Source organism: Streptomyces sp. NPDC015125 (assembly GCF_043080045.1).
Classification (GTDB): Bacteria; Actinomycetota; Actinomycetes; order Streptomycetales; family Streptomycetaceae; genus Streptomyces.
Genome location: NZ_JBIBVF010000005.1, coordinates 54910 through 80075 on the forward strand (window position 1 = coordinate 54910; position 25166 = coordinate 80075).

At 71.5% G+C, this 25166-nt stretch carries 15 protein-coding genes and 1 pseudogene; 12 read left to right on the forward strand and 4 right to left on the reverse strand.

Annotated elements, in window-relative coordinates; translation table 11 throughout:
• Positions 1-129: 129 nt before the first annotated feature.
• Positions 130-1536: a tRNA uracil 4-sulfurtransferase ThiI gene (gene thiI, locus ACF088_RS14495; protein WP_392376088.1), complete on the forward strand. Its 1407-nt coding sequence runs from the start codon at positions 130-132 to the stop codon at positions 1534-1536.
• 2 nt (positions 1537-1538) lie between these two features.
• Here the strand turns inward: thiI and ACF088_RS14500 are convergent.
• Positions 1539-2411: pseudogene (locus ACF088_RS14500) on the reverse strand (NAD(P)H-dependent flavin oxidoreductase); the annotation flags it as partial.
• Positions 2412-2826: 415 nt separating this feature from the next.
• Here ACF088_RS14500 and ACF088_RS14505 point away from each other — a divergent pair.
• From ACF088_RS14505 to ACF088_RS14535, 7 genes are all read left to right on the forward strand, one after another.
• Positions 2827-4794, forward strand: a complete 1968-nt coding sequence (locus ACF088_RS14505) for a hypothetical protein (RefSeq protein ID WP_392376089.1) — start codon at positions 2827-2829, stop codon at positions 4792-4794.
• Positions 4787-6409, forward strand: a complete 1623-nt coding sequence (locus ACF088_RS14510; protein WP_392376090.1) for a SagB family peptide dehydrogenase — start codon at positions 4787-4789, stop codon at positions 6407-6409. The genes ACF088_RS14505 and ACF088_RS14510 overlap by 8 nt, the downstream gene beginning before the upstream one ends.
• Before the next feature lie 192 nt (positions 6410-6601).
• The gene (locus tag ACF088_RS14515; RefSeq protein WP_392376092.1) at positions 6602-6784 is read left to right on the forward strand and encodes a hypothetical protein; all 183 of its coding nucleotides are present in this window, start codon (positions 6602-6604) and stop codon (positions 6782-6784) included.
• A gap of 79 nt (positions 6785-6863) precedes the next feature.
• On the forward strand, positions 6864-8888 hold the full coding sequence (locus ACF088_RS14520) for a TOMM precursor leader peptide-binding protein (RefSeq protein ID WP_392376093.1): 2025 nt from the start codon (positions 6864-6866) through the stop codon (positions 8886-8888).
• Positions 8889-8944: 56 nt separating this feature from the next.
• Positions 8945-11563 (forward strand): lantibiotic dehydratase, encoded by a 2619-nt coding sequence (locus ACF088_RS14525; protein WP_392376095.1) that lies wholly within the window; start codon positions 8945-8947, stop codon positions 11561-11563.
• Positions 11560-12591: a thiopeptide-type bacteriocin biosynthesis protein gene (locus ACF088_RS14530; protein ID WP_392376096.1), complete on the forward strand. Its 1032-nt coding sequence runs from the start codon at positions 11560-11562 to the stop codon at positions 12589-12591. Before ACF088_RS14525 ends, ACF088_RS14530 begins: the two co-directional genes overlap by 4 nt.
• Positions 12588-13775 (forward strand): thiopeptide maturation pyridine synthase, encoded by a 1188-nt coding sequence (locus tag ACF088_RS14535; protein WP_392376097.1) that lies wholly within the window; start codon positions 12588-12590, stop codon positions 13773-13775. Before ACF088_RS14530 ends, ACF088_RS14535 begins: the two co-directional genes overlap by 4 nt.
• A 22-nt stretch (positions 13776-13797) precedes the next feature.
• On the opposite strand, the gene ACF088_RS14540 is transcribed toward ACF088_RS14535, so the two are convergent.
• Both ACF088_RS14540 and ACF088_RS14545 read right to left on the reverse strand, forming a co-directional pair.
• Positions 13798-16707 carry a LuxR C-terminal-related transcriptional regulator gene (locus ACF088_RS14540; protein WP_392376099.1) on the reverse strand — a complete coding sequence of 970 codons (2910 nt, stop codon included), beginning with the start codon at positions 16705-16707 and terminating at the stop codon, positions 13798-13800.
• A 517-nt stretch (positions 16708-17224) separates the two neighbouring features.
• Complete coding sequence (locus ACF088_RS14545) at positions 17225-17362, reverse strand: hypothetical protein (protein ID WP_392376100.1); 138 nt, start codon at positions 17360-17362, stop codon at positions 17225-17227.
• A 677-nt stretch (positions 17363-18039) separates the two neighbouring features.
• Between ACF088_RS14545 and ACF088_RS14550 the strand changes: the two genes are divergently transcribed.
• From ACF088_RS14550 to mdlC, 4 genes are all read left to right on the forward strand, one after another.
• Complete coding sequence (locus ACF088_RS14550) at positions 18040-19323, forward strand: acyl-CoA dehydrogenase family protein (protein WP_392376101.1); 1284 nt, start codon at positions 18040-18042, stop codon at positions 19321-19323.
• An 82-nt stretch (positions 19324-19405) separates the two neighbouring features.
• Positions 19406-20623 (forward strand): CaiB/BaiF CoA transferase family protein, encoded by a 1218-nt coding sequence (locus tag ACF088_RS14555; RefSeq protein WP_392376102.1) that lies wholly within the window; start codon positions 19406-19408, stop codon positions 20621-20623.
• Positions 20624-20697: 74 nt separating this feature from the next.
• Positions 20698-21477, forward strand: a complete 780-nt coding sequence (locus ACF088_RS14560) for a crotonase/enoyl-CoA hydratase family protein (protein WP_392376103.1) — start codon at positions 20698-20700, stop codon at positions 21475-21477.
• 120 nt (positions 21478-21597) lie between these two features.
• Positions 21598-23181, forward strand: coding sequence for a benzoylformate decarboxylase (gene mdlC / locus ACF088_RS14565; protein ID WP_392376104.1), 1584 nt, complete (start codon positions 21598-21600; stop codon positions 23179-23181).
• Between the two features lie 156 nt (positions 23182-23337).
• On the opposite strand, the gene ACF088_RS14570 is transcribed toward mdlC, so the two are convergent.
• Entirely contained in the window at positions 23338-24612 is a 1275-nt protein-coding gene (locus ACF088_RS14570) for a PucR family transcriptional regulator (RefSeq protein WP_392376105.1), read from the reverse strand.
• Positions 24613-25166: the final 554 nt, after the last annotated feature.

Genomic DNA, 25166 nt, shown 5'->3' on the forward strand with positions numbered 1-25166 from the left:
GTCCCGGCGGCGGGACCGCTGAGCGAGTGGTGTGTTCCACCCGGCCCTGCGTATGACGGGGACGGGCGGGCCCGCGCCCCGTTCGCGGCCCGGCGCCGGCCCTCACGACGACTCGCGAAGGAGAGTTTCGTGCCCGGCGAACCGAGCATTCCCGCCATCCCCTCCCCCGGAGCGCCCCACCCCAGCGGGCCCTGTGTCCTGCTCAAGCACGGTGAGATCTTCCTCAAGGGCCGCAACCGGCACCTGTTCACCGAGCGGCTGCACGACAATCTCCGCGGCGCCCTGCGCGGTATCGGCGGTTCCACATGGATCAAGGCCGGCCAGAACGTCACCGTGCTCGGCGGCGAGGTCCCCTTGGAGGACCTCGTGGAGCGCGCCCGGCGGGTGATCGGGTTCAACTCGGTGGAGCCTGCCCTGCGCGTTCCGAGCACCGTGTCGGACATCACCGGGACGGCCGTGGAGGCGCTCGCCGCCGCTCGCGCGGAACGGCCCGGAATCAGTTTCGCCGTGCGGGTCAAGCGGCGGAACAAGAGCTTCGAGATGACCTCCTCGCAGTTCGAGCGCTTTCTCGGGGCCCGCGTCCGGGAAGCCCTCGGTCCCCTGCCGGTGAACCTCTCCAGCCCCGACGTACTGGTCTCGGTCGAGATCGACCACAAGGAGAGCTACGTCTCCTGGAGCCGCCATCAGGGACCGGGCGGACTGCCCGTGGGCTCCAGCGGACGCGCCCTGGTGCTGCTCTCCGGCGGCTACGACTCACCGGTAGCGGCCCACCGGGCCATGCGCCGCGGCCTGCACTGCGACTTCGTGCACTTCACCGGCGCTCCGTACACGAACGCCGCTTCCGTGTACAAGGCTTACGCCCTCGCCCGTGAGCTCAATCGGTACCAGCCCGGTGGGCAGCTGCATGTCATCGCACTCGGCCACGCCCAGAAGCAGCTGGCCATCGCGGGGGCCGGCCGGCTCCAGGTCGTCGCGCAGCGACGGCTGATGGTCCGCGCCGCTTCCGCGCTGGCGGGCCGGACCCGGGCGGAGGCACTGGTGACGGGTGACAGCCTGGGGCAGGTGGCCAGCCAGACCCTGGCGAACATGGCGGCCGTCGACGAGGCGGCAACCCTGCCGGTGCTGCGGCCGCTGGTCGGCTGGGAGAAGCAGGAGATCATCGACGAGGCCCGGTCCCTCGGCACCGCGGAGATCTCCGTGCTGCCGGACGAGGACTGCTGCAAGCTCCTCGCACCGCCCCGGGTCACCCTTCGCGCCGGGCTGACCGGCCTGCTCTCGGTGGAGAAGCGACTCGACCTGGACGACCTGGTGGACGGTCTGCTGAGTGACGTCCAGGTCATGTACCCGGGTAACTCCGGCGAGGAGGCGGAGCCCGGCGCGGCCGTTCCCGCGGGGGCCGGCTGCCACGCCGGTCAGGTTGACGGCCGGCCGAGCAGCGAGCGGGGCCGCGAGTCCAGGATCGCTTCGGCCTCGTCGCTGATCGCGCGGACCACGTCGGCGGCCGGGCGGATGCCGTCGACGAAGGATGCCGACTGACCGTAGATGACCTCGCTCGTGTCGGGGTCGGGCGGGGCCCCGAAGGGGTTGGCTCCTTCCTCGGGCCTGAGTTCCTCCGCGCGGTCCCGCAGCGTTGATTCGCGCTCCGACCACTCGTCGGTGAAGCGGTTGCGGCGGACGCGTTCGCCGATACCTGCGGGCCACGGCAGTCCTGACACGATGTCGTAGGCCCGTGTCCACACGGTGTCGCCGCCGTCGCTCTCGACGATCAGGCGTTTGTGGATGTCGTGCACCTCGACCGCCTCGGGTGTCGCGAGGAACGCCGTGCCCAGCCAGGCGCCGTCCGCACCGGCGGTGAGGACCGCCGCGAGCGTTCGGCCGTCGCCGATGCCGCCTGCGGCCAGCACCGGGACATCGGGGTACCTCCGCACGATCCCGGTCAGGAACGGCAGCAGGCCCAGCATCCCGGTGTGGCCGCCGGCCTCGTTCCCCTGCGCCACGAGGACATCGGCCCCTGCGGCAACGGCCGCCTCGGCGTCCTCGTAGTTCTGGACCTGGCACATCACGCGGGCTCCCGCGTCCTTGGCCCGGGCAAGCCACGGCTGGGGATCGGCGAACGACAAGGCGACGGCCGCCGGCCGCTCCTCCAGTGTGGCGTCGAACAGCGGCTCGGTGAAAGGGAGGAACGGCGTGATGAACCCGACCGCGAACGGCCGGTCCGTCGTGGCACGGATGGTCGCGATCTCCGCACGGATCCAGTCGGGCCCCTTCCGGGGATGCGTGCCCCCGAAACAGCCGAGTGCGCCGGCGGCGGAGACCGCGGCAGCCAGCGTGCCGCCGCTGTGCAGGGCCATGGGAGCCGACATCACCGGATGGGCAAGACCGAACATCTCGGTGAATCTCGTCTGAAACATGGACGAACACTAGCGGATTCACGAAATACCGACGGCGGCATGTCCGATGGGCAGGGAGGGCGGAGCGATCCGGGCCGGTGCGGCGGTTTGCGCCGGCCCGGGGTGCCCTGCACGAGGGGGACGTATGCGGGGGGACGTATGCGGGGGGGGGGACATATGCGGGGGGGGGGACGCATACGAGGGGACGCATGCGAGGGGGCGAGGGCGTCTCCTCCTGTGCCGGCTGCCCGGGCGGGAATCGGTGGGCGACCCATCGGTGACCGAAACCTGCGGGAGGTCCTGTGGCCCGACCGTGAAGACATGGCCTCGAACCGCCCCGATACTCGGCTGGGCCCCGACCGACTACAGGTTCCGGCTCCGGGTCCGATGACACATCGGACCCGGAGTGGCGGACGCCCGGCCCCGAAGGCGGATGATGCGCCCCCGACTCAAGTCCGATGTGCTGTACGTGCCGACCCCCGACGGCGTCCACGTCTTCGGCGCCGGTGCCGACCTCGCCCTGCGCGGCAGGTCCGCCTACCAGTGGCTGGACCGGCTCGCGCCCTACCTCGACGGTTCGGTCGAACTCGACGACCTGGTCGGGCGGCTGCCCGAAGACAAGCGGCAGGTCGTGCACGCCCTCGTGGGTCAATTGCACGCCGCCGGCTGCCTCATCGATGCGCGGGCGGATCTCCCGCACCGGCTCACACGGCGGGAGCTGGAGACATACGCATCCGAGATCGCGTTCATCGAGTACCACGGTGACTCCGCGGCGCGGCGGTTCGAGACCTACCGCGACAGCGAGATGGTGGTGATGGGCGCGGGCCCCGTGTTCGTCTCGCTGGTCTGCTCGGCGCTGCGCTCCGGGGTGCGGAACCTGCGAGCCGTTCGTACCGAGGAGCCCGTCACCCACACCGAGCGCCTGGCGGAGCTCACGGCCGAAGCCGCCGTACGCGATCCGGTGCAGACCCTACGTCACATCCTTTATGACGAAGGGGATTTGGACCGGCTCATCGGTCAGGCGAAAGCGGTGCTCCACATCGCGGACGGTACCGCCGTCGACCGGGCCATGCGGCTCGACGAGCTGTGCCGGGAGACAGGCACGCTGCTGGTGCAGGGGCTGGTGGTGGACGATGTCGCGTGGCTGGGGCCGGCCGGAGCCGCCTGGCGGTCGGCATGGCTGCGGCTCGACGCCCGCGGACCGTTCCGGCCGAACGCCTTCCTCACCGGACCCGCCGCCGCGGTGGTCGCCTCGCACCTGGGTCTGGCGGCGTTCACGGCACTCACCGGGATCGCCGACGGCAAGGGTGCCGCGGACGGTGCACGGAAGGTGACACGGATCGATCTGGAGACCCTGCGCACCTCCACGCATACGCCCCTGCCCCACCCGGCGGCAGCCCCCGCCCAGGCGGAGACGCGGGAGGAGTTCACGCGGCGCCTCGAACGGCTCTGCGCCACGGCACCGCTGGACGACCACACGTTCTCCCGGCGCGCGGCCCGTTGCTTCGACCCGTACGTCGGTGTCCTGCGCGCCCTCGACGAGGGAGCGTTCACCCAGGTGCCGCTCCACGTGACCGAGGCGGTGCCGCGCGCGGGGGGCGCCGCGCCCGTCCACGGGGCGGGGACGGGGTTCGCCGAGGCACGCCGGGACGCCGCGCTGCGCGGGCTCGCCTCGTACGCCGCGCACCACCCCGATGACCGCCGCTACGGGCCTGGGGGCACCGTGTGGGGTTGGTCCCCGGACGAGCGGCGCGCCGAGGCGGTGGCGGCGAGCCGGGTGTTCGCCACGGACCACGAGGTCGGAGTGGCCGCCCGGCTCAGCTGGCACGATGCCGTGGCGGACGGCCTTGCCCAGCACTGCGTACGCCTGGCCCTGCGCGACGTGGCGCAGGGGCGGTCGCGGCCTCGGCCCGTGCGGCTGGAGCCCGACGCCCTGGCCCCCGGGGCACGGCGGCTCCTCGACCTGTTGCATGCCTCGCGCGGCTCGGTCGAGGCGGCCGACATCGGCGAGGCCCTGGGCGTACCCGTCCTCGCTTGGTGGCAGGGCGGCCGCCCGGCCGCCGCGACCTGCGGGGACGAGGCGGTCGTCGAGGGGCTCCGCGCCGTCCTGCTCGACCGCCAGTCGGCGATGACGGACGAACCGGCCTACGCACCCGCCCGGTTGGGTCGGCTCGGGACCCCTGTCACGTCCGACGAGAGTGCCGAGCTGCCGGTCCCGGCAGGGCCCGGGCGGATGGTCGAGGCGTTGCGGTCGCGAGGGGCGCGTCCGCTCGTGGTGCCGCTCGACCACGATCCGGCGGTGCACGAGTTGCTGCCCTTCCTCGTGCGCGTCGTCATCGCCGACGAGACCGGGGAGGAGACGGCGGGAGCGGAGCTGCGGGCGGAGGCACGGGGCCATGCGTAGCGCCACCGACGGGCTGCAGAGTTCCGTCGGACTACGGTTCTGGTGGCGGACCTTCGAGGGTGTCCAGGACCTCTTCGCCGAGGGCCACGGCGAAGAGGGCGGCCCGGACGACCCGCTGCCGGTCAAGACGTATCGCGGGCTGCCCCGCCAGGTACTTCCCGAGCCGGCGCGGCGGATCGGGGACGCGCGCTGGTCCTTCGCCGCGTTCGGCGAAGCCCACCCGCAGGGCGCCCCCGCCCTCGGCGTCCTGGACCAGCGCACGCTCTCCGCGCTGCTGTACTGGACGTACGGGATCGGCCGGATCGAGCTCGGTCCGCATGCCGTGTGGCCCTACCACCGGATGGTCGCCTCCGCACGGTGTTTCCACCCCGTGGAGCTGTACCTGTGGCTGGCGCGTCCGGCGGGCGACCTGCCCGCCGGGTGCTACCACTACAACCCGGCGCACCACTCCGTGACGCTGCTGCGCGGGGGCGGAGTACCGGACGCGGTGCGCATCGGCGCGGGAGTACGCGCAGGGACCGGACTCCTTGTGGCCTCGGTCTGGTTCCGCAAGACCGCGTTCCGCTACCGGGACTACGCGTACCGGCTGTGTGCGCAGGAAGCGGGGATGACGGTCGGGAACGCGCTGCTGACCGGTGCGGCGCTCGGGCTCCGCGGGAGGGTCCACTATCGCTTCGACGACGCGGTGGTCAACCGTGCGCTGGGGCTCGACGGGGTGGAGGAGACGGCGTTCGCCGTGCTCGACCTGGCCCCGGCCGGGGAGGCGGGGCCGGCGCCGGTCAGCTCTCCTCAACAGCCGTGCTCGCCTTGCGATTTGCCGGAGATTCACCCTGTTCACGTACAGAGCGGCCGCACACCCGACGGCGCGTGGTCCGGTCTGACCGCGCTCGACCTCGCCGCCCGGCTCGCGGGCCCCGGCACTCCCGTCGCCCCCGACGACTTTCACCTGCCCGTCGAGGCGTCGGCCCCGGACGGCGTCCTCGGACTGGTGGGGCCGGAGCCCGGAGCCGGTGGTGTGGACCTGGCCGCCGCGCTGCGTGCCCGGGACTCGGGCGGGCGGATGTTTCTCCCGGACGCCCGGCCCGTGGCCTTCGAACGGCTGGCGTCGGCCCTGCGGTACGCGCTGGAGCCCGTCCCGTCCGACCATACGGCGGTATCGTGCCGCCCCCTCCTGGACGCCTATGTCCTCGTGCTCGGCACGGAGCGGGTCTCCCCCGGGCTGTACCGTCTGGACGCCACCACGACGCCGCCCGCGCTGCTGCGGCTGCCGGCGCGGGACTGGCGCGCCGTGGTCGGCATGCTGTGCGAGCGGACTCCGGCGGTGAACGCGGCGAAGGCCGACGCCCTCGTGTTCCTCACCGCCGACCGGATGGCCGGGGAACGGTGGTTCGGGGCCCGGGGGTACCGCGTGCTGCACCAGGAGGCCGGGATCGTCGCCCAGCGGGTCAGCGTGCTCGCCGCCGCGGCCGGGCTGTCCGCACGGATCACCAACGGGTACCACGACGGGATGGTCAGGGACCTGATCGGCCTGGACGCCGCCCAGGTACCGGTCTTCACCCTCATCGTGGGACGCCGTCGGCCCACCGCCCAGTACGAGCCACAGCTCACCTGGTGAACCGCACCTGCGGTGCCTCGCGGGACGGGCCGCAGCCGGCCTACGGCTGGTCCACGGCCGCGCGCCCGTAGTCCGGGCTACGGCCGGTCCTGCGGTCGGACCGTGAAGACACCGCACACTCGTGGACCGCAGGATGCAGAACAACCAGTGACTGGCCAACTTCTCATCCATCCAAGGAGAAAGGGGATCGCGATGCAGAACGAACTCGTCCTCGACCTCGCCGACCTCAGTGCGGACGAGCTGGACATCCTTCCGACCTCGCCGGGCGCGAGCCTGGAAGCCGTGAACGTGGGCCACGCCATGGTCGAGATCGGCGCGTCCAACTGCACGTCCACCGGTACCCCGGCGAGCTGCTGTTCCTGCTGCTGCTGCTGAACCGAGCGGCAGCACTGTCGCGTTCGGCGGGCGTCGCGCCCGCCGAACGCGGCGTCCCCCCGACGACGAGGAAGTGACGTTGACCGACGCAGCGGCAGCTGCCCGCACCGGACGGGCCGCCGAAACCCTCCGCCCGGCTCGCACCGCCGGACCCGCGACGGCCCGCGCGGCCCAGCTCGCCGTCGTCGGCACGGGCCTCCTGGCCTCGACGATCCGCGCCGCCTTGGCACGTACGAACCGGCTGGTGCCGAAGAAGGACCTCGCATGTGAGGCGGTCGTCACGGCCGAGGACCGCTGGGTGACCGCCACCGAGCCACCGCGTTCCGACGTCCCCTGGCTACCGGTACGGGTCGAGCTCGGCCTGCTGGTGGTCGGCCCGACGACCGTCCCGGGCCGGGCCGGCTGCGCCCGGTGCGCCCGGACCCGCCGGCAACGGGCTCTCGGCAAGGACAGCCCCCGCGCGGCTCTCCTGGAGCGGCACGGCGACCGGCTCGCCGACCGTGCGTCACCGGTCCTCACCACCTGGGCGTGCGAAACGGCCGCCACGCTCGTCGAGAGCGATCTGAGAGCCACCACCGGGCGGTTGACCGACAACGCCCTCGCCTTCCTGTCGTTGACGACCATGGCCATCGACGTGCACCCCTTCCTGCCCGACCCGGCGTGCCCCTGGTGCGGCGGGCTCCCGGAGGACCGGCCGCCCGTCCTCATGGAGCGGCCCCGGCCCAAGCCCGACCCGGCCGTCCCTCGCGTGCGCGACCTGAGAGCCGGCTGGGAGGAGCTGGTCGCCCGGTATGTCGACGGGCGCACGGGACTGGTCCGGCAGCTCGACGTGCGGACCGACTACCCGTATCCCATGGTCTCCGCCCCGTTGCACCTGCCGGGCGGGGAGCAGGAGGCCGGTTTCGGGCGCGACCTGGACTACGCGGCCTGCGCCCGCACCGCGCTCGCCGAGGCCCTGGAGCGGCTGGGCGGGGCCCGGCCCGGCGGGCGCCGGACGACAGTGCGGTCCGGCTACGCGGAGGTCTCGGACCGGGCGCTGTGCCCGGTCGACCTCGGCCTGTATCCGGCCGAGCGGTACGCCGAGCCGGACTTCCCCTATCGGCCCTACGATCCGGGCCTGGAGCTCAATTGGGTGTGGGGGCACTCCTTCGCCCGTGACGCCCCCGTCCTGGTACCGGAGGACTACGCGTACTACCGCACCCGGCACGGCAACCCGGCGGCCCGGCCCCTGGCGTACGAGGTGTCCAACGGGTGCGCGCTGGGCGGCTGCCTGGAGGAGGCGGCGCTGCACGGGCTGGTCGAACTCGCCGAGCGGGACGCGTTCCTGCTGACCTGGTACGCCCGCCTCCCCGTGCCGCGGGTCGACCTGCGGACGGTGTCCGACCCCCGCGTCGGTGCGCTCACCGAGCGCATCCGGCAGGACAGCGGCCACCGGGTGCTGGCCTTCGCCACCACCCCGGAGCACGGCATCCCCACGGCATGGGTGATGGCCATACGTCCGGGCGGACCGGGCCGGCCCGACGAGCCTGCCGCGGTCTGCGCCGCAGGGGCGCACTTCGATCCCGAATGCGCCCTGAGGAACGGCCTGTTGGAACTGGCGGCGAACCTGGGGTGGAACCGGGCCGCCTTCCGCGAGGAGCGGGACCGCATCGCGGCGATGGTCGACGAGCCGGAGCTGGTGCGCGAGATGCGTGACCACGCGCTGCTGTACTGCCATCCGGCCGCGTTCGGCCGGTTCGCCTTCCTGCTCGGCGACGACGGTGACTCCGAGAGGGGCGGCCTGCCGGTCGAGGAGGCGTTCGCGCACGCCACCTGTCGGCCGCGCGGCGGGGACATCCGCGACGACCTGGCCGAGGCGGTGGCCCGATTCACCGACCGGGGCATGGACGTCGTCGTGGTCGACCAGACCACGGACGAGCACCGGGCGGGCGGACTGGCCTGCGCAAAGGTGATCGTGCCGGGGCTGCTGCCGATGACATTCGGGCACCGGATGCGCCGCACCCACGGGCTTCCCCGGCTGCTGCGGCTCCCCTCCGAACTCGGCCGTCGTGGCGAGCCGTTGACCGAGGAGGAGATCAACCCGCACCCGCACCCGTTCCCGTGACGTCCCCGCGCCCCCCACGCCCCCCGCGTTTCCGCTCTCCCGTGACTGGAGCCGCCATGACCGAGGACTTCACCACACCGGACACCTTCGGCGTACGGATCGGCGGGCTGCCCGCACCCACGCTGGACGACCTGCGCTCGCCGGATTTGTGGCGCCAGGCCGAGGCCGTGCGCGACCTGGAACGCCATCTCGACGTCCGGGCATCCGTGTTGTCGGACAGCCTCTACGCGCAGATCGGGCGGGGTGGTTCCGCCAAGCCGCTGTTGGTGGCCGTGCGGAGGGCCATTCACAATCGCCGTCCCCTCGCCGAGCGCCACTGGAACGACGGCGTTCGGGCGGTGCTCCCCCGGGCCGTCGTCGACGAGGTGGAAGCCTGGGCGCGGCTGCGGGCCGGCCACCAGGAGGCGGTGATCCGGCTGGACGACCTGATCGGTCACCATCTGTGCACCCAGCAGGTACTGCTGCGCAAGGCGGCGTCCGATCCCGGTTTCCAGCAGGGACTCGTCCTGAGCAGTCCGGTGCTCCTTGCCGAGGTGCGCAAGTGGCTCGCGCGCTCCGACGAGCGCGCACCGGAGCGCTCGTTGGCGCTGCGGCTCGCCAAGTACCTGGCGCGGGTGAGCATGAAGACCAGCCCGTTCAGCACGTTCACCGCCAGCGGCCTGGGGACGTGGAGCGGCGGTGAGGGGGACCGGGTGACCGCCGGTCCCGGGGTGCGAACGGTCGCCGAGCTGAACGTATGGGTCGTCCAACAGGTCGTACGCGAACTCGGCACACACCCCGAACTCGCCGGGCGCGGGCGGCTGCGCCTCAACCCCAGTGCCGTGCTCACCGACGGACGCTGGGAGTTCCTGGGAACGGGCGCCGAGGAGCCCCTGCGCACCCTGCCCGGGGCGGCTGCGGTGCGGGAGTGCGTGGAGGTGGTGCGCGAGGGCCGCCCCACGCGCGAGGAAGCTGCCCGGATCATCGCGGGCCGCACCGGGAGCGACCCGGCCACGGCCACGGCGTACCTGGCGCGCCTGGAGGATCTGGGCCTGCTGGAGGCCGAGCGGCCCTTCGCCGACCAGACCCTCGACCATGTCGCCGAGGTGCGCTCCTGGCTGGCCGGGGCGACGAGTCCGGAGCTCGTCGGGGCCGAGCGGGAACTCGCCGTCATTGCCGAAACCCTGGCGGGCTACCCGCACCTGACCGATCCGTCGCAGCGGGTGCGCGCCACCGACGCCGTCGAGGAAGCCCTCCGGCGGATCAGGGACCTGATCGGTCCGGACCGGATCAGTCTGCCCGCCAAGAACAGCGTCATCGAGAACGCCCTGGTGGCGGCGCCCTTCCCCGGACCGGACCGCCGCGCCTGGGCACCGGTTCTGCGGGACCTGGATGCCTTGCGCCAGTGTTACGCCGTGCTCGACCCCGGCCTTCCCGGACGGGTCGCGCTCGCCGATCTGTTCGCCGAGCGCGTCGGCCCCGGCAAAGCGGTGCCGTTCCTGACCTTCCACCGGCTGGTCCAGACATGGCTGCGCGAGGACCCTGCGCTGCCCGCCCTGCTCTCGGTCGCCGTGCACGGTTACCGGACGATGCACCAGCACCGGCTTCCCCGGCTGGGTGAACTGGCTGCACTGCGGCACGAATTGTGCGAGGTGGTGCGCACCGTTCCGGCCGATGCGCAGGGCGTCGTCCGGATCGGCCCCGAGCGGCTGCTCTCGGTGGTGGAGCGCCGGCCCGCATGGATGCGGGCGCCGGACTCCGTGGCCTACTACGGCCAGCCACTCGGCGCCGGCTCGGCGCCCGAGTTCGTGGTCAACGCCGTCAACTCCGGGCACGGCAGGGGACGTGACCGCATCCGGCGGCTCCTCACCCAGGCGGGCCCGGACGCGGTGCGGGACACGGCCGTGGACACCGCTCCCCCGCCCCCGGGTGTCATCCATGCCGACACCTGCCGCCACTTCGGCAGCAACGTGGGGCTGCGGGCGTCGGCCATTGCCGAAGAGATCGAGTACCCCGGAGGGCTGAGCCACCGGCCCCCCGAGCACCGTATCCGCCTGGGCGACCTGCTCGTTCGACACGACTCCCGCCTCGGCCTGCTCACCCTGCACGCGCGAGGGCGCGCCGGTGAGGTACGCCCCGTCCACCCCAACCTGATCGCGGAGCTGTGGCTGCCGCCCGCGCTGCGGCTGCTCATGCAGACCTTCGGCGCCACATCCAACCTGTTGATCCCCGGGCGGCGGATGTTCGGCGACCCGTCCCTCACCGAGGTGGGCACGGTCCTGGCCGAGCCGCGGGTGGTCGTGGGCCGTACGACGGTCAGCCGCCGGCAGTGGGTGCTCCCGCCGGGCGCCGTACCGAAGCGGGGGAAGGGCGAGAGCGACCGTTCTCTCCTGCTGCGGCTCGCCGGGTGGCTGGCGGAGCACCGGATGCCGCAGCGGTGCTTCGTGCGCGCCCTGGACCCGCAGTCGGTGGTCAGCGGGGAGGTGTGGCGGGTCAAGTCGCGCAAGCCGCTCTACGTGGACTTCGCCAACCTGCTGCTCATCGGGGTCTTCGAGCGGCTGCTCGCCGCCGGTGCGGGACAGGTGGTGTTCCTCCAGGAGGCCCTGCCCGGCCCCTCCGACATGCCGGACCACGACGGCAGCGGGCCCCGGGTGACCGAATTCCTCGTCGAGATCAACGAAGGACGGACACGATGACCATGACGAACGGACACGGCGACGGCACCCGTCTGGACCCGGCGACCGCACGGGCGGCGGACTGGGTGTGCGCACACGTCTTCTACGACACCGACCAGGACGCGCTCCTGACGCACTGCGTCGAGCCGGTGGTGAAGGAACTGGAGCAACGCGGTCTGACCCAGCGGTACTTCTTCCTGCGTTACTGGGAGGGCGGCCCGCACGTGCGCCTGCGTCTGCTCCCGTCCCGTGCCCGTGACCACGCCGAGGTGGCAGCGGTGGTGGAGCGTCACCTCGGCGCGTTCCTCGCACGGTCGCCCGCCCCGGACGTCGTGGACCGCTCCCGCTTCGCGCAGGTCGCGCAGGGGCTGGCCGGGCTGGAGGGCCGCGCGGGCCACGACGACGTCGTGCGGGCCAACAACACCGCGGAGTTCCTGTCGTACGAGCGTGAGCACGCCGACTACGGCCACGGCGCCGCCATCGCGGCTGTGGAGCGGCACTTCTGCGAGTCGAGCCGGCTGGCACTGTCGGTGGTGTCGGCAGGCACCACGGTGGAGCAGCGGGCGCTGCTCGCGTTCGACCTGGTGGTGGGCGTGTTCGCCCTGTGCGACGAGATCCGCGACCGGTGGGCGCGCCACGGTGGGCCGCCGCTGCCGTTCGGCAGCGGCCCCGAGGCGGCCGACGTCGAACCGCGCTACCGCGCCCAGCGGGAGCAGTTGCACGCGCGGGCCCGGCGCACCTGGGAGCTGGCGGCCCGCCCGCCCGGAGACGATCAGCGCGGATACTGGCTGGCTTCGGTGCGGCGGCTGCGCGACGAGCTGCATCGCATGGAGGAGACCGGCCGTTTCGTGGCCGACTGGGCGGCCTCCCCACTGGCGGAACCGCTGGACCTGGCGGCCACCGCCCACCCGGCCACCAGCCTGGTGTTGTTGCGCTGCGCCCACCTGGTGAACAACCGCCTCGGGCTGACGCTGTGGCAGGAGAACCAGCTGCGGTTCCTCGTGGGGCGGGTGCTGTCCGAGCTGCCCGAGGCGCAGGGCGTCGCATGACCGGATCCGCTGAGGCGTGCTGGTACAGCCTGCACGTCCACCACCATGACGAGGCAGCGGAGCCGGAGCTGGTCCTCGGGGCCGTCCGGCCGGCGTTTGCCTCGGTCGGGGCCCGGGTGCACGGCGCCTGGTTCGGCCGGCACTGGCTGCGTGGACCACACCTCCGCCTCAACTTCCGTACGCCGGAGGCGACATGGTGTGAGCAAGTGCGCCCCATGGTGGTGGGTATCGTCACGGACTACCTGCGGGCCCGCCCTTCCACCGTCCGCTTGGACTCCGCCGCGCTCGCGCCCGTGCACGAGCGGCTCGCGGAGCTGGAGATGGAGACCGGGCCGCGCCGTCCGTGGGTGGCGGACAACACGGTCGTGGAGCGCCCGTACGACCACCGGCTGCAGGTACTCGGCTCGCTCCGGGCGAGCGAACTGCTGGCCGGGTTCCTCTCCGACACCACCGACCTGGCGTTCCGGATGTACGAGCAGCTGCGCACCACCCCGCTGTCGGTAGTGGCCCTGGACCTGATGTGGACCACGGCGACGGCGGCGGCGATCCCGTTCGAGGACGGCAGGGACCCGATCGAGCGGGGCGTACTGTCCCTGCGCTCGCACGCGGATGCCTTCCTGTCCCGCACGAACGACCCGGTGGCCTACCGCACCCGCTTCGACGAGCGGTTCCGGCGGCAGGAAGCCGCTCTGGGCGCCCGGTTGCGGGCCGTGGAAGCGGCACTCGCGGAGCCGGAGGGCGCCGCTCCCCCGGGCTCCGAGGTGGCATTCGTACGGGAGTGGGCGCGGGCCGTGCGCCGGCACCAGCGGATCGCGCAGCCGCTGCTCGCATCGGGCGAGGTGTCGATGGGCGGGGCGGCGCTGGCTCCGCGCATGCCGACGCGCCGGCTCAGCGAGTTCCACCGGCTCCTGCTGTCCGACCACGGGCACCGGGACTTCCTTGTCGATGACGCCTGGTTCGCGTCGTTCCGCCTGGTGATGAACTACCTGTACCTCCACCTCAATCGATTGGGGCTGGGGCCCGTGGACCGCGGGCTGCTGTGCCACCTGGCGTCGCGGACCGTGGAGTCGGTGCACGACACGTCGGCCGTTACCAGCTTCGAACGGTACGTCGCCGAACCCGACGGGCGCGAGGAGCCCGCGTGGCGGCGGATCGGCACCGAGTGGGCGGAGGGAACGCGCTGAGCCCGCGCTGACCGCCTCGGCGTCAGCCGCCGCTGAACACCTGGGCGAGTTGTCGGCGGCCCGTGATGCCCAGTTTGCGGTACGCACCGGAGAGATGGAACTCGACGGTGCGTACCGCGACGAAGAGCCGGCCCGCGATGTCGCGGTTGGAGTGTCCGTCCTTGGCGAGGTGGAGGATCTTCCGTTCCTGAGGCGTCAGGCAATCCAGGAGCGGAGAGGCGGAGTGCGGGGCGGAGTGAACGGCAGACGCCGGGTGAACGGCGGACACCGGGTGAACGGCGGACACCGGGTGAACGGGCGGCTCCACCGAAGTCGCCGGACCGGGCGCGGCAGTGGGGGGCCCGGCGAGTTCCGGAGTTCCCCGGCCGGTGCCCCGGAGCGACCTCCAGGCACCCTGGACGCGCCGCGCCAGCGGCTCCGCACCACATGCGCGGGCGAGCCTGAGGGCCGAGAGCAACTCGGCACGGGCCGCCTCCCGGTGCCCGAGCTCGGCCAGCGCAGCTCCCAAGTCTGTTTGCACGAAGGCATGTTGGAGGCGGCCCGGGGACCGGGCGAGCATCCCGGCCGCATCCGTGAGCAGGTCAATGCGCCGCTCCCCGGTCTCGGTGAGGGCCAGTGCGTGCAATGCGGTGCCGATGGACTCCGGTGTGCCCCAGCGACGGGCGTCCGCCACCTCGGCGCCTGCGAGTTCGGCGGCCTCCTTGCGTTCACCCCGTGCAGCAAGGAGGCGAGCAGCTCGGGAGCGCCAGGGCAGCACCGCCGGGTTCCGCACCCCCGCCTCCTCCAGGAGGCCGCCTGCCGCGAGCAGGTCCTCCAGGGCACGGGCGGGGTCGTCGCTCTCGTGGACCGCCGCTCGCGCGGCCAGGGCGTGCGCCGAGTCCCGCCGCCATGGCAGCGGGTCCCGGTCCAGGCCGCTCTCGGTGAGCAGGGAGCGAGCCGAGTCGGCCGCGCCCTTGAGGACCTGCACCTCGGCGAGGGCGGCCACGCCGGTCACGGCCGAGGGGTGACCGGTGGCCGCGAAGTCGAGCAGACGGTCGGCCAGGGGGGTCAAGGTGGCGTCGGCGGCGGAGAGATCACCTCGGGCCCGCAGGACCGTCGCACGCAGCAGCTCGACCTTGATGTGGTCCCAGCGGCCAGGGCGGGCGCCGGCAACCTGGCGCCCGCGCCCACAGTGCATCCATGCCTCGGCCACTTCACCGGCTGCCACCAGTACGCCGCAGGTGTGCCACAGCAGGGTGGCGGAGCCGGCCGATCCGCACCCCTCGCCCCGGGGCAAGCTGTGCCGGGCGTGCCGGACGGCCGCCCCCCGGTCGGCCCCGGCGTCGACTGCTTGTACCGCGCGCAGCGCCGCGAGCTCCCGGCCCACGTTCCCCCGGTGCGGGGTCTGGCAGGTCAGGTTCCCCGGCGGGTCCGCCGCCTGCGCCAGCCACAGGGGGCCACGCCTGCAGGTGAACGCCTTGTGCAGACGCAACCGCAGCTGCCAGGAGCCGTCCCCCGGAGTCCGCCCGAGGCGGGCCGCGGCGTCGTCGAGCACGGTGACGGCGTCCTCGGCCCGGCCGCACTCGGCCAGTACGGCGGCCAGCGCCAGCGCGTATTCGAGCACGACACCGGGGTCGTGGGACTCGCATCGGGCGGCATCCAGGAGGCGTACGGCGCGCTCCGGGTCGACGAAGGCGTCCAGCTCGGCGAGTTCCCGGCGCACGGCCGACTTCTCGTGGGGACGCAGGGGTTCGCGGAGCGCTGCCCGCAGGTAGCGGGCCGCGTCCTGGGGCCTGCCCTCCTGCTCCAGCTGGCGTGCGGCCAGCCACAGACAGCGCATCGCCCACTCCTGTCCCACGAGACCGGCGGCGGCCAGGTGGTGCGCGATGGTCGTCGTGGCGGCCTGCCGGTCGCGTAGCAGGGCCGCTGCCCGCAGGTGCAGGGCGGTTCGGGTGCCGGCGGCGATACGGCCGAGAACCATGGCTTCGAGGAGTGGGTGACGGAAGGCCAGCGGGGTGCGATTGGCGAGGAGGCAGGCGTCGACGAGCTGGTCAACGGCACCGAGCGCCTCCTCCACCGTCAGGCGGGCCAGCTCGGCGCTGTCCACGACCTCGGCGCCGCCGCCGAGCACAGCGACCGCCCGCGCGAGGGCCAGGGCTGATGTGCTCAGCGGCGCCAGCCACCGGTCGGCTCCTGCCAGGGCGCCCGCTGCGGCGGTGGTGCGCAGTGCGTCGGCCGTGGGAGCGCTGCCGGTATGCGGCGTCAGCAGGGCGTGCAGGAGGGCGGGATTGCCGCCGGTGAGCTCGCCGCACACCGCGGCGGTTCGCGTGTCGAGGCGGACGCGGCATCGTGCGGCGGCGGCTTCGGGCAGGTCATTCGTACGCAGCCCCGGCAGGTCGATGGGCTCGGCAGCGGCGAGGAGTGCGGTGCCGGGCTCGTCCGAGGTCCCGTTCGCGGGGCCGGAGACCGCCTCGGCCCCGGCGCCGCAGATCCTGACCGTGAGCACGATCGCCAGCGGTGCGGGCGGCAACGTCCGGGACAGGTCCAGCAACCACCGCAGGGACCAGCTGTCGACCTGGGCCATGTCGTCCACGCACAGGGCGACCGGGGTGTCCCGTTCCGTCGCGACCGCGGCAACCAGCCCCCCTGGGCCATCGCCGGGCGGCGTAGGGTGCTGGACCTCCACGAGGTTCCCGTCGTCGGCTCGCAGTTGGGCGATGAGCCGGTGGGCTGCCGCGTACGGACGGCCCTCCGCCCCCGTCCCGCGCACCACGGCGACGCGGAAACCAGCCGCGGACGCTTCCACTCCGAAAGCGTCGAGCAGCGACGACTTCCCCGCTCCCGGCTCGCCACGGATGACCGCTACGACGGGGCCGCGGTCTCTGCGGGACTGTTCGAGCACGGCTCGGAGCCGCATCGTCTCGCTCCTGCGGCCGATCTCTCCGAGCGCCATGAGCCCCTCCCGATCGCCGACCGTCGTGCACCACTCTGCATACAACGCCGACGATCAGTTCACAGGGCATGAGATACGCAGGACGTGCGCATTCAGGCATTCGTCTTGAAAAAGACCCTTTATGGCAGGATGCCTCGATATGGTCAAGCGCCTGACGGGCAGCCCGGGGCGTACCGTCCAGCGCCGAACGCGACACCGGCCACCGCGGCGGCCAAGGCGCGCCTCACCGCATGAGCCGTACCACTCGCCCCTGTCCCCGTGGCGCGAACTGCCCCTCGGGAGCGCTCTCTTACGGCTTGAGCATGCGCGGCACGCGTTCAGACCGACAAGCCACCCCACGGACCGATGGTGCCATTCCGGCCGTTGCCAGCGGCACTTGAGAGAAAACGGCACATCTCCGGTGCCCCAGGAGACACCGGACGACCGACCGGACACCGGACGACCGACCGGCACGCTCCGCGCGACACCCCTCGTCCCGGCGGTGGCGCTTGTCGCCTCATCGCCTTGTTCATGGGGCTCACGCCTTGAGCGGCTTCCCCTCCCGCTCCTCACGCTCCTCACGCCCCTCCTGCTTCGCCTCGCAGCCGAGGGCCTTCAGCGCGTCGGAGAAGATCTCCGAGGAACCAGGGAACGGCTGGATCGTGTCGCGCAGCACGCCGGGGGGGGGACGCGGGCACACATGGCGGGCGTGGCCTTCTTCCGCAAGTACGGGTGAGGCTCCTCTGGAGGAGGTCGTCGAGGGCGACAGGTGCTCTGGTGGGCCTGGAGTCCGTCTCCAGTCGTGATCGTGTGGGGCGGTCGTGCGGGGCGGAGGATGCAGGGCCAGATCACTGCCGCGCACAGCCAGTTCGGGGTCGACTACCCCCTGTCCTGTCGCGTGGCGGTCACCCGGTGACGCCTGCCCGTGGCGCAATCAACGCCCTGGCCAGGGTCGCCCGCGCCCCTGGCCAGCCGTGTGAAGCCGGCGCCGATCGTCCGCACCTCGGGCGGGGTGGTCTCGCCGGTGGCGCCGAGGCGAAGGTCCCGGTAGAGGTCGGAGCAGCTCCGGAGTACTCGTGCAGCCGCGGCTTGCCGGCGTTGGTCGCGGCGCGAAGGACCGGGCGAGGAAGCCGTGGACCGTGGGGGCGTACGGGCAGCCGGGGCGGCAGCGCCGTTCTCCCCGAGCCGTGGTGCAAGCCTGACGCGTAAGCACTACCGGGCGAATTGGACCAGGGGCACCAAGGTGAGACCACATGTGGTGTTCCGCGCCCAATGACCGTGCCGCTGCTCGCTCCTAGCGTCGTTCTCACCGACGCAATCAGCTCGATCGGCTGGATCGGCAAGGAGCGGAACATGAAAGCGACACACGGCACAACAGTCGGCCCGGGCCAGACCATCCACGGCGCTTTCCCGAGCGGCAACGGAAAGTCCGGGGTGGAGCCGCCGGTCCTGGGCGGACCGGAGCACTCCGACTACTACCTGCTGGACAACCTGCTCACCGACGAGCAGCGGGCCCTTCGGACGAAGGTCCGCGAGTTCATGGACCGGGAGGTCAGCCCGGTCATCAACCCGTATTGGGAGCGGGCGGAATTCCCCTTCGAGCTGCAGCCCAAGCTGGCGCAGCTGGACATCGCGGGCTTTCAGATTTCCGGTTACGGCTGCCCGGGGATGAGCAATGTGACGGCCGGCCTGGTGATTCTCGAACTGGCCCGCGGCGATCTGAGCATCTCGACGTTCATGGGGGTCCACTCGGCCCTGGCCATGATGTCGATCGCGCTGCTCGGCTCCGAGGAGCAGAAGCAGCGCTTCCTGCCGCCGATGGCACGCCTGGAGAAGATCGGCGCCTTCGGCCTGACCGAGCCCGCGCACGGCACGGACGTGGTCAAGCTGGAGACGACCGCGCGCCGGGACGGTGATTCCTACGTCCTCAACGGCTACAAGAGGTGGATCGGCAACGCGACCTTCGCCGACTACGTGATCGTCTGGGCCCGCGGCGAGGACGGGCATGTGGGCGGCTACGTGATCGAAAAGGGCACACCCGGGTTCGACGCCCAGGTCATCAAGGGCAAGACGGCACTGCGCTGTGTGCAGAACGCGCAGATCTCCCTCACCGACGTCCGGGTGCCCGCCGGGAACCGGCTGGCGAACGTGAACACCTTCCGCGACACCGAGAAAGTCCTGCTGGCCTCGCGCTTCTGCGTCGCCTGGGAGTCGATCGGCGCCGCCATCGCGGGCTACGAGACGGCTCTGGCCTACGCCAAGCAGCGCAAGCAGTTCGGGATGCCGCTGGCCGCCTTCCAGCTCATCCAGTACCGGCTCTCGCGGATGCTGGCGGACATCACCGACATGCTGTGCATGCAGTACCGGCTCAGCCAGCTCCTGGACGAGGGCGAGTACTCGATGCCCCGGGTCGCGCTGGCCAAGATGCACTACACCGAACGGGCCCGGGCCATCCTCGCCGACTCTCGCGACATGCTCGGAGGCAACGGGATCCTGCTCGATTACCACGTCGCCCGGCATCTCTGCGACATCGAGGCGATCGACACGTACGAGGGCACCGACACCGTGCAGGCGCTGATCGTCGGCCGCGACATCACCGGCTACAACGCCTTCGTACCGGTGGCGCCGAGCCACTGATCCCGGCGCGTATCGCGTCGCCCGTGACAGCGGGTCACCTCCCGGGCGCCGCGTGCGACCCCACTGAGGACAAGGAGTAGTCATGAGCACCACGCCCCTCCTGGAGGGACTGCACGTCGTCGATCTCGCGAGCTTCATCGCCGGGCCCGCCGCGGCCGCCGTCCTCGGTGACTTCGGCGCCGACGTCGTCAAGGTGGAGCCCCCGCACGTGGGCGACGGATACCGTTCGCTCAGTCGCATCCCTCCCAACCCCCATGTCGAGGGGGTCAACTACCCCTGGCAGCTGGACAACCGCAACAAGCGCAGCATTGCGCTCAACCTCAAGTCGCCCGGCGCCCGGCCCGTGCTGGAGAGTCTGGTGCGGTGGGCCGATGTGCTGGTGACCAACTTCCCGCCGCTCACGCGCGAGAAGCTGGGCCTGGGATACGACGCTCTGGCCTCCGTCAATCCCCGGCTGATCTACGCCGATGTCACCGGCTTCGGCGAGGAAGGTCCGGATGCACATCTGCCCGGCTTCGACGTGACGGCGTACTGGGCGCGCAGCGGCCTGATGGACCTCACCCGCCAACGAGACGTGCCGCCGGCCATGAACGCGTTCGGATCGGGCGATCACTCCACGGCGATCACCCTGTTCGCCGGGATCATGACCGCGCTGTACCGGCGGGAGAAGACCGGTCAGGGCGCACGGGTCACGACCTCGTTGCTCGCCGAAGGCGCCTGGGCGGCGAGCATGTGGCTGCAGGCCGTACTGGTCGGGGCGAAGCCGCCCCGACCCATCGACCGGTCCGACCCGCCCAATGCGCTCGGGAATATGTACCGCACGGCGGACGACCGCTGGATCGTCCTCGTCTTCGTCAACGAGGACAAGCAGGTCCCGCCCTTCCTCGGGGCCATCGGTCATCCCGAGGCGGCGGAGAACCCGCACTTCGCCGACGCCCCCAGCCGCCGTGCCCACGCCGCCGAGATCGTTGCCCTGCTGGACAAGACCTTCGCGACGCGCACCCTGGCCGAGTGGCGTGAGGTACTCGACGCCGCGGGCCTCACCTACGGAGTCGTCCAGACGCTCGAAGAGTGCGCCCACGACCCTCAGCTCCTCGCCAACCGGGTGTTCGTACCGATCGACGACGGCAGCGACGAACCGCACCTGACCATCGACAGCCCCGTCCGGCTGGACCAGGAACAGAAGGTCCATCCGGGCCCCGCCCCCGATCTCGGCGAACACACCGAGTCCGTGCTCCGCGACCTCGGCTTCGACGCCGCCGGAATCGAGGAGCTGCGCAAGGCCGAAGCCGTCGGCTGAAGCCACAGCTCAGCAGCACCACGGAAGAACGGGAGAACAGAAGAACGGGAGAACGGAAGAAGGGAGCCACCATCATGACCACGGCCACGAACACCCCCGCCGTACGGACCGAGGAGCACGACGGCATCTTCGTGATCACGATCGACCGGCCGAAGGCCCGCAACGCCATCGACGGGGCCACCGCCCGAGCCCTGGCGGCTGCCATCGACCGCCTGGAGTCCCGCGACGACCTCAGGGTCGGCATCCTCACCGGGGCCGGCGGCGTCTTCAGCGCCGGCATGGACCTCAAGGCCTTCGCCGCCGGAGACACACCCATCATCGAAGGACGGGGATTCGCCGGTATCACCCGCACCCGGATCACGACCCCGCTCATCGCCGCCGTCGAGGGCTATGCCCTGGGCGGCGGAACCGAGATGGCGCTCGCCTGCGACATGATCGTGGCTGCGCGGAACGCCACCTTCGGCCAGACCGAGGTCCACTACGGCATCGTGCCGCCCGAAGGAGGCATGGTGCGCCTGCCCGAGCGCATCCCGCGCAACATCGCCCTGGAGCTCCTGCTCACCGGCGACCACCTGACCGCCGAGCGCGCGGAACGATTCGGCCTGGTCAACTACCTCACAGAACCGGGCCAGGCCCTGCAGCGGGCCCGGGAACTGGCCACCGGCATCGCACTCAACGCGCCCCTGGCCGTGGCAGCCGTCAAACGCGTCGTCAACGAGCGGCAGGCGTTCAGCGACCAGGACGCCTTCGTCGAGCAGGACCGGATCGCCGCACCGGTTCTGGCGTCCCACGACGCGCAGGAGGGCGCCCACGCCTTCGCGGAACGGCGCTCACCCCACTGGCAGGGCCGCTGACACCCGCCCCGCCCGGCAAGTCCTTGCGCGCCCCCGCCCAGGGCTGCCGCACGGGCACCGCCGCCTCCTCACCGTCAGAAAGGGCGACCAACGATGACCGAGCAACCCACCGTCCGTACCGTGACCTACGATCTCTTGCGGACGCTCCGCCTCACCACGGTCTTCGGCAATCCCGGCTCCACCGAGCAGACGTTTCTGCAGGATTTCCCGGCGGACTTCACGTACGTACTGGCGCTGCAAGAGGCCTCCGTCATGGCGATGGCCGACGCCTTCGCGCAGGTCACGCAGCGCCCGGCACTGGTCAACCTGCACTCCGCGGCCGGTCCGGGCAACGGAATGGGAAACCTGATTGCGGCCCACCGCGGCAACACCCCCTTGATCGTCACCTCGGGACAGCAGCACCGTGAACTGGTGATCGGAGAGCCATACCTGGGCAACCGGGAGCCCACCACACTGCTGAAGCCGTGGGTGAAGTGGTCCTACGAGCCGGCCCGCGCCCAGGACGCACCGGAAGCGTTCATGCGGGCCTACGCGATCGCGCTGCAGCCACCGGCAGGACCGGTCCACCTCTCCCTCCCCATGGACGACTGGAAGCAGCCGCTGTCCGCCTTCGCACGTGTGCGGACGGTGAGCGACCGGGTCGCTCCCGACGCGGAGCGGCTGCGCAGCTTCGCCGGCCGCATCTCCGCAAGCCGGCGTCCCGCACTGGTCTTCGGGCCGGAGGTGGATCGCGCCGGCGGATGGGACGGGGCCGTGGCCCTGGCGGAGAAGCTGCGCGCTTCCGTCTACGGCGCCCCACTCCTGGACCGCGCCTCCTTCCCGGAGGACCACCCTCTCTTCCGCGGCCCGCTAGGGATGTCCGTGAAGACCGTCGGCGACCGGCTGACCGGGCACGACCTGGTGGTCGTGATCGGCGCGGAGGTGTTCCGCTACTACCCCTACGTTCCCGGCGACTACCTGCCCGCGGGCACCGAGCTGCTGCAGATCACCGCGGACCCCGATGTCGCCGCGGCGGCACGCGTGGGCGACAGCCTCATCGGCGATCCCAAGACGGCGATCGAGCTGCTTGTGGACATGGTCACGGAGGGATCCGCACGGGCCCTGCCCGAGCCGATGGCACGGCCCCGTGAGCTGCCGCAGGTGCCCAACAGCCCGCTCACCCCACCGGAGGTGTACGCCGCCCTCAGCAGGGTCCGTCCGCCCGACGCGGCCATCGTCAACGAATCGACCTCCACCATGGCGCAGCAGGTCGAGTGGCTTCCCACGGTCAGGTCCGGATCCTTCTTCGCCACGGCGAGCGGGGGCATCGGATGGAGCACCCCTGCCGCGGTGGGGGTCGCCCTGGGCGACCGGGACAGGGGCGTCGAACGGCCGGTGGTCGGCCTGATCGGCGACGGTTCCTTCCAGTACTCCGTGCAGGCCATCTGGACGGCGGCCCAGCACCACCTCCCGGTCGTGTATGTGGTCATGCGCAACCAGGAGTACTCCATCCTCAAGTCGTTCGCGGTACTGGAGGAGACGCCGGGCGTTCCGGGACTCGACCTGCCGGGGCTCGACATCGCCTCCGTTGCCCGCGGCTTCGGATGCCGTGCGGTCGACGTGGAGACCACCGAAGACCTGGAGCGGGAGTTCAAGGCGGCCCTGGCCGCCGACACCACCACGGTCATCGTGGTCCCCACACAACCCCAGAAAGCCATGCTGTAGGGCACGGGCACGTCTCCCCTGCCTTCCGGCCCTTCCGGCCCTTCCGGCCCTTCCGGCGAGCACGGTCGGCTACGCCAACGCCGCTGCCCGCCAACGAGTTGAGCCCCGTCCACTCGCGTGGCCGGCCCGCTGCAGCCCACCTCGCCGGTGACGGCATCACCGATGCATTTCATGCGGGCTGCCCCGAAGCAGCGTCGAGCCGAGGTACTGAACGGCGAGCAGCGCGACTTCCAGATCGGTGCGCCCTTTCTGGACCGGGTGCCCCATGATTTCCTCGGCTTTGCGAATGCGGTACTGCACGGTGTTCTTGTGGAGAATTTGAGCGCCGGCGGTGGCGGTGTAACTGCAGCCGGTATCCAGGAATATCCGCACAGTCTCCCGAAGCCGTGCGGCGTTCTCGTCATCGACGGCCAACGGCCCCAGGACTCCCCACACCCACGCGCGCATGTCGCCGACGTTCGTAGCCATCAAGGCGATGGGAGCAACAGTCGAGAAGTCCGTGAACCGGGGGGCCGGATTGGCCACTGCAGCAAGTTCCTGCGTACGCAATGCCTGTCGGTGCGTGGAGCGGAATCCCTCGATACCGTAGCCCACGCATCCAGCGCACATACGCACGGAAGAATCGCTGTGCTCGACGACATTCGACACCTGTTCCCAGGAGACGTCGCCATGCGAGCCGAGCGGCAGCCACGCCCAGGACGCAATGGCATCCCGGGGGACGAAGAGCGCCCTGGCAGGGCAGCCCAGCTTCTGGGCGATCTCGTTGGTGATGCGGTGGAGTCGCGCAAGCCCCTCACCCTCACCCGTCAGTGTGGGAAGCCAGGCCACCAACCCGAGGTGATGCTGCCGGAGCCGGTAACCAAGTGCTGGTTCAGCCCAGTTGAGGTCGACGTTCTTCTCGGTGAGGATGTCTCGCACGCGGGCAGCACGCGCGGCGGTCTGGCTGAGCAGCCAGTGATCGCGCTCCTGCTGGTAGACCACGATGACCTGCTCGGTGACGCGATCGATGTAACCGAAGCTCACCTGGAGCATGCGCCGGTTGGTCGCGGTGGCGAGATCCTCGTCGGCGACCTGTCGGTTGAGTTCGTCCAAACACCACTGGAGAAAACGCCAGTGGCCGATCCTGTAGGCCCTGATCATCGCGCTGAGGGGAATACCCCGCTGAGCCAGCCTCCTGGCGTACTCAAGAGCAGCTGAAGGCGCCTCGATCTTGTCCAGAGATATGCCGTTCTCGAAAATATGCAGCAACGTGGCGACATTTTCCGCGATGCTCGCCTGCAGGATTCTGATGACGGTTGCATCGCCCCTGAGCTCCGGGATCTCGGCAATAACATACTCGCCTATGTCGCGGCTGACCTCCGGGAGGTGTGACCCTACGTTCTCCGCGACCACGGACAGTTGTTTTGCGGCCTCTGGATGCTCCGCAGCCATACCTCGATGCTACAGGTTGGCCCGTTGCCCCTCTGCTTCTTCGGGACGCGACCGGCCGCACCGGCGACCTGCGCGAATACCACCGAAGGGTTGGTTCATCGGCACCAATTCCCACCCGAAGGTCGTACTCGGCGCCCAGTGGTTGTCGTGGAGTCCGCGCCTATCCTCTGATTACTGAGAGGCCCTCCGGCGCGCGATCCGGAGGGATCGAACCGCCGTCCGGCCGAGTGCCCGCAGCTTGGTGGCCCGGCAACGGAGTCGATGGTCACTGACGAGTCCGGTCACCGGTACGGCGCTGATCGCCGGCGAGTCGGTCGCCCACGGGAACCCTCCGCGCGCCGGGCCCTGGCCCGGTGCCTGATCACACACCGGCTGCTGAACTGAGAAGTCTCCGACGCCGGCGGGTTCTTCCCACGCCTTTGCCACACCCGCACCACCGGCGAGAACGACCGCGGCACCCTGCTCGTCCTGCAGCCTTCACGCAGGTGGGGCGGGCGCGGGACAACCGACGGCACGGTCGTCCGGACGAAACCAGAACTGCCCGGGCACGACGG

Bases quoted from the DNA above. Each gene is read 5' to 3' on its own strand.
- ACF088_RS14570 (WP_392376105.1), bottom strand. From the start codon at position 24,612: ATGGCTGCGGAGCATCCAGAGGCCGCAAAACAACTGTCCGTGGTCGCG.
- ACF088_RS14525 (WP_392376095.1), top strand. From the start codon at position 8,945: ATGACCGAGGACTTCACCACACCGGACACCTTCGGCGTACGGATCGGC.
- ACF088_RS14505 (WP_392376089.1), top strand. From the start codon at position 2,827: ATGCGCCCCCGACTCAAGTCCGATGTGCTGTACGTGCCGACCCCCGAC.
- ACF088_RS14530 (WP_392376096.1), top strand. From the start codon at position 11,560: ATGACCATGACGAACGGACACGGCGACGGCACCCGTCTGGACCCGGCG.
- ACF088_RS14540 (WP_392376099.1), bottom strand. From the start codon at position 16,707: ATGGCGCTCGGAGAGATCGGCCGCAGGAGCGAGACGATGCGGCTCCGA.
- ACF088_RS14560 (WP_392376103.1), top strand. From the start codon at position 20,698: ATGACCACGGCCACGAACACCCCCGCCGTACGGACCGAGGAGCACGAC.
- ACF088_RS14515 (WP_392376092.1), top strand. From the start codon at position 6,602: ATGCAGAACGAACTCGTCCTCGACCTCGCCGACCTCAGTGCGGACGAG.
- ACF088_RS14535 (WP_392376097.1), top strand. From the start codon at position 12,588: ATGACCGGATCCGCTGAGGCGTGCTGGTACAGCCTGCACGTCCACCAC.
- ACF088_RS14510 (WP_392376090.1), top strand. From the start codon at position 4,787: ATGCGTAGCGCCACCGACGGGCTGCAGAGTTCCGTCGGACTACGGTTC.
- ACF088_RS14555 (WP_392376102.1), top strand. From the start codon at position 19,406: ATGAGCACCACGCCCCTCCTGGAGGGACTGCACGTCGTCGATCTCGCG.
- ACF088_RS14550 (WP_392376101.1), top strand. From the start codon at position 18,040: ATGAAAGCGACACACGGCACAACAGTCGGCCCGGGCCAGACCATCCAC.